Origin of the sequence: Aquimarina brevivitae, from assembly GCF_004216895.1 — a bacterium.
In the GTDB taxonomy this organism is placed as follows: domain Bacteria; phylum Bacteroidota; class Bacteroidia; order Flavobacteriales; family Flavobacteriaceae; genus Aquimarina; species Aquimarina brevivitae.
Genome location: NZ_SGXE01000010.1, coordinates 1 through 5,015, shown reverse-complemented (window position 1 = coordinate 5,015; position 5,015 = coordinate 1). Strand labels below are relative to the sequence as shown.

General features: G+C 45.9%; 2 tRNA genes and 2 rRNA genes. All 4 read left to right on the top strand.

The features are described from left to right. Nucleotides 1–473: 473 nt before the first annotated feature. Nucleotides 474–1,998, top strand: a 16S ribosomal RNA gene (locus tag EV197_RS16940). 193 nt (nt 1,999–2,191) lie between these two features. Beyond that, nucleotides 2,192–2,265 (top strand) — tRNA-Ile (locus tag EV197_RS16935). A gap of 226 nt (nt 2,266–2,491) precedes the next feature. Further along, nucleotides 2,492–2,565, top strand: a tRNA-Ala gene (locus tag EV197_RS16930). Nucleotides 2,566–2,774: 209 nt separating this feature from the next. Then, nucleotides 2,775–5,015: ribosomal RNA gene (locus EV197_RS16925) — 23S ribosomal RNA — on the top strand; the annotation flags it as partial.

Genomic DNA, 5,015 nt, shown 5'->3' with positions numbered 1-5,015 from the left:
CAAAAAAGGGTGTTATGTTTGCACCCGCAAAACGGGATAGTTGTTTTGTTTGGTTCATTGAGATAGGGTTTATTGTTTTACTGGTTTTTTTGGGGTAAAAATATTTTTTCAAAAAAGATTTGGTAGTTTAAAAAGGGGTTGTATATTTGCACCCGCTTTGCCAAACAAGTAGAGTGATGTTCCTAGAGTTTTAGAAGAATTTAGATCAATTTGGAAGGTAAGATTAGGATTAATTTTGCGGAAGGTTCGATTCCTTTATTGGTTACAAATCTGGATAGGTATCAGAGTTTAATAATGGCTGATTACCTGGAGAGATAACGAGTTCATTGATATATTGATTGACAGCGCGTATAGTATTGAATACTATTATTTAATACGTACAAAATTAAGAATTAAGACTAGATATCCATCTTGTGGGTTTAGATCAATTTTAGAAGTTGTATTATTTTTTAAGTAATTATATTTAAAGATAAACGATGAAGAGTTTGATCCTGGCTCAGGATGAACGCTAGCGGCAGGCCTAACACATGCAAGTCGGACGGTAACAGGGATTGCTTGCAATCCGCTGACGAGTGGCGCACGGGTGCGTAACGCGTATAGAACCTACCTTATAGTGGGGAATAGCCCAGAGAAATTTGGATTAATACCCCATAGTATTATTGATTGGCATCGATTAATAATTAAAGATTTATCGCTATAAGATGGCTATGCGTTCTATTAGCTAGTTGGTATGGTAACGGCATACCAAGGCTACGATAGATAGGGGTCCTGAGAGGGAGATCCCCCACACTGGTACTGAGACACGGACCAGACTCCTACGGGAGGCAGCAGTGAGGAATATTGGACAATGGTGGGAACACTGATCCAGCCATGCCGCGTGCAGGAAGACTGCCCTATGGGTTGTAAACTGCTTTTATACAGGAAGAATAAGCCTTACGTGTAGGGTGATGACGGTACTGTAAGAATAAGGATCGGCTAACTCCGTGCCAGCAGCCGCGGTAATACGGAGGATCCAAGCGTTATCCGGAATCATTGGGTTTAAAGGGTCCGTAGGCGGGTCTATAAGTCAGTGGTGAAAGTTTGCGGCTCAACCGTAAAATTGCCATTGATACTGTAGGTCTTGAATGATTGTGAAGTGGTTAGAATGTGTAGTGTAGCGGTGAAATGCATAGATATTACACAGAATACCGATTGCGAAGGCAGATCACTAACAATGCATTGACGCTAAGGGACGAAAGCGTGGGGAGCGAACAGGATTAGATACCCTGGTAGTCCACGCCGTAAACGATGGTTACTAGCTGTTCGGTCGCAAGACTGAGTGGCTAAGCGAAAGTGATAAGTAACCCACCTGGGGAGTACGTTCGCAAGAATGAAACTCAAAGGAATTGACGGGGGCCCGCACAAGCGGTGGAGCATGTGGTTTAATTCGATGATACGCGAGGAACCTTACCAGGGCTTAAATGTAGTCTGACAGGACCAGAGATGGTTTTTTCTTCGGACAGATTACAAGGTGCTGCATGGTTGTCGTCAGCTCGTGCCGTGAGGTGTCAGGTTAAGTCCTATAACGAGCGCAACCCCTGTTGTTAGTTGCCATCGAGTAATGTCGGGAACTCTAGCAAGACTGCCGGTGCAAACCGCGAGGAAGGTGGGGATGACGTCAAATCATCACGGCCCTTACGTCCTGGGCCACACACGTGCTACAATGGTAGGTACAGAGAGCAGCCACTGGGTGACCAGGAGCGAATCTATAAAGCCTATCACAGTTCGGATCGGAGTCTGCAACTCGACTCCGTGAAGCTGGAATCGCTAGTAATCGCAGATCAGCCATGCTGCGGTGAATACGTTCCCGGGCCTTGTACACACCGCCCGTCAAGCCATGGAAGCTGGGGGTACCTGAAGTCCGTCACCGTTAAGGAGCGGCCTAGGGTAAAACTAGTAACTGGGGCTAAGTCGTAACAAGGTAGCCGTACCGGAAGGTGCGGCTGGAACACCTCCTTTCTAGAGTGTCCTTACCATAAGAGTAAGGCAGCTTAGGAAATGGTACGACGATCTATCCTAGAGATAGAATTTAGTCTTAATTGCTGTCGATTAATTATTGCTTTAGTATTGAGTACAGAGTATTAAGTATGTAAGTATAAGTTTTTTAGATTGTATCTAACTGCTCATTACTAATTACTCACTACTAATAAACAGTCTCATAGCTCAGCTGGTTAGAGCGCTACACTGATAATGTAGAGGTCGGCAGTTCGAGTCTGCCTGAGACTACTTAGTGCACCGAAGCCTATGCGAAGGTGTGCAAATGCAAGTAAAGCTTGCGGTTAATAGTTATGAGTTGCTAGTTATTAGCAATTATGCTATTGATAAAGTTCATTGAAGAAAAAAGTTGATACACCTGCGCTAAAGCTATGGTGTATAAAAAAGGAAATTTTAGAGGTTGAGTAGCCGTTATAAGTACTGTTAACTGATAACTGTTAACTAACTACTAAATAATGGGGAATTAGCTCAGCTGGCTAGAGCGCCTGCCTTGCACGCAGGAGGTCACCGGTTCGACTCCGGTATTCTCCACTGTGTCCAACGAAGCCTTGTGCGAAGTTGGGCGGATACACCTTCGCATAAAGCTACGGTGTACAAAGACGTTCATTGACATATTGATTTAAAGTTTACGAGCACACACAAGATGTGTGTAAAATAGAGAAAAAAGTTAATTTTCAGATTAATAATTAGTGGTTACTTACTAGTTATTGATTAATAATAAGAGCATTAGAAGCATAAAGCATAAGCTAAATAAGGGCGTATGGGGGATGCCTAGGCTCTCAGAGGCGAAGAAGGACGTGATAAGCTGCGAAAAGCTGCGGGGAGAAGCACATATTTGTTGATCCGCAGATATCCGAATGGGGCAACCCGGCATATTGAAGATATGTCACACCGCAAGGTGGGCGAACGTGGGGAACTGAAACATCTAAGTACCCATAGGAGAAGAAAACAACAGTGATTCCGTTAGTAGCGGCGAGCGAACGCGGACTAGCCCAAACCGGTGCTGTTACGGCAGCATTGGGGTTGTAGGACTACGATATAGTGTAATCAATGAATTAGAATCCTTTGGAAAGAGGAGCCATAGACGGTGATAGCCCGGTATAGGTAAAGCGATTATAGTTAGTAGTATCCTGAGTAGTGCGGGGCACGTGAAACCCTGTATGAATCTGGCGGGACCATCCGCTAAGGCTAAATACTCCTGAGAGACCGATAGTGAACCAGTACCGTGAGGGAAAGGTGAAAAGAACCCTGAATAAGGGAGTGAAAAAGACCCTGAAACCATACGCTTACAAGCGGTCGGAGCCCATTAGGGTGACGGCGTGCCTTTTGCATAATGAGCCTACGAGTTACTTTATCTAGCAAGGTTAAGATTTTTAGGATCGGAGCCGTAGCGAAAGCGAGTCTGAATAGGGCGATTTAGTTAGGTTGAGTAGACGCGAAACCGTGTGATCTACCCTTGGGCAGGTTGAAGCTTTGTTAACCCAAAGTGGAGGACCGAACCCGTTGACGTTGAAAAGTCTTGGGATGACCTGAGGGTAGGGGTGAAAGGCCAATCAAACTCGGAAATAGCTCGTACTCCCCGAAATGCATTTAGGTGCAGCGTTGTGTTAGTTTTATAGAGGTAGAGCTACTGATTGGATGCGGGGGCTTCACCGCCTACCAATTCCTGACAAACTCCGAATGCTATAAAATGATGCACAGCAGTGAGGGCATGGGTGCTAAGGTCCATGTCCGAGAGGGAAAGAACCCAGACCATCAGCTAAGGTCCCAAAATATATGCTAAGTTGAATAAACGCGGTTGAACTGCTTAGACAGCTAGGATGTTGGCTTGGAAGCAGCCATTCATTTAAAGAGTGCGTAACAGCTCACTAGTCGAGCGGTTCGGCATGGATAATAATCGGGCATAAGCATATTACCGAAGCTATGGGATATTTATATCGGTAGGGGAGCATTGTAGTGACGTTGAAGGTGATTCGTGAGGATTGCTGGAGTAGCTACAAAAGAAAATGTAGGCATAAGTAACGATAATGCGGGCGAGAAACCCGCACACCGAAAGACTAAGGTTTCCTCAGCTATGCTAATCAGCTGAGGGTTAGTCGGGACCTAACGCGAACCCGAAAGGGGTAGTGGATGGCCAACGGGTTAATATTCCCGTACCTGCCGGAATTAAAAGTGACGGAGGCGAATAGATGTTGCGTACTGACGGAATAGTACGTTGAAGGGAACAGTAATGTCCTGATAGTACACGGAGGCTACGGCCGAAGTGATAATACATCGAATCGACTTCCAAGAAAAGCGATCCAGGCAGCCCGTACCATAAACCGACACAGGTAGTTGGGATGAGAATTCTAAGGTGCTCGAGAGATTCATGGCTAAGGAACTAGGCAAAATAGACCTGTAACTTCGGGAGAAAGGTCGCCCCGAGCAATCGGGGCCGCAGTGAAAAGGTCCAGGCGACTGTTTATCAAAAACACAGGGCTATGCGAAATCGAAAGATGAAGTATATGGCCTGACACCTGCCCGGTGCCGGAAGGTTAAGGGGAGACGTTAGCATTAGCGAAGCGTTGAACTGAAGCCCCGGTAAACGGCGGCCGTAACTATAACGGTCCTAAGGTAGCGAAATTCCTTGTCGGGTAAGTTCCGACCTGCACGAATGGTGCAACGATCTGGACACTGTCTCAGCCATGAGCTCGGTGAAATTGTAGTATCGGTGAAGATGCCGGTTACCCGCTGTGGGACGAAAAGACCCCGTGAACCTTTACTATAGCTTAGTATTGACTTTGGATAAGTAATGTGTAGGATAGGTGGGAGACTTTGAAGCGGCATCGCCAGGTGTTGTGGAGTCATTGTTGAAATACCACCCTTTGCTTATCTGAAGCCTAACCCCTGTAAGGGGGACAGTGCTTGGTGGGTAGTTTGACTGGGGTGGTCGCCTCCAAAAGAGTAACGGAGGCTTCTAAAGGTCTGCTCAGTACGGTTGG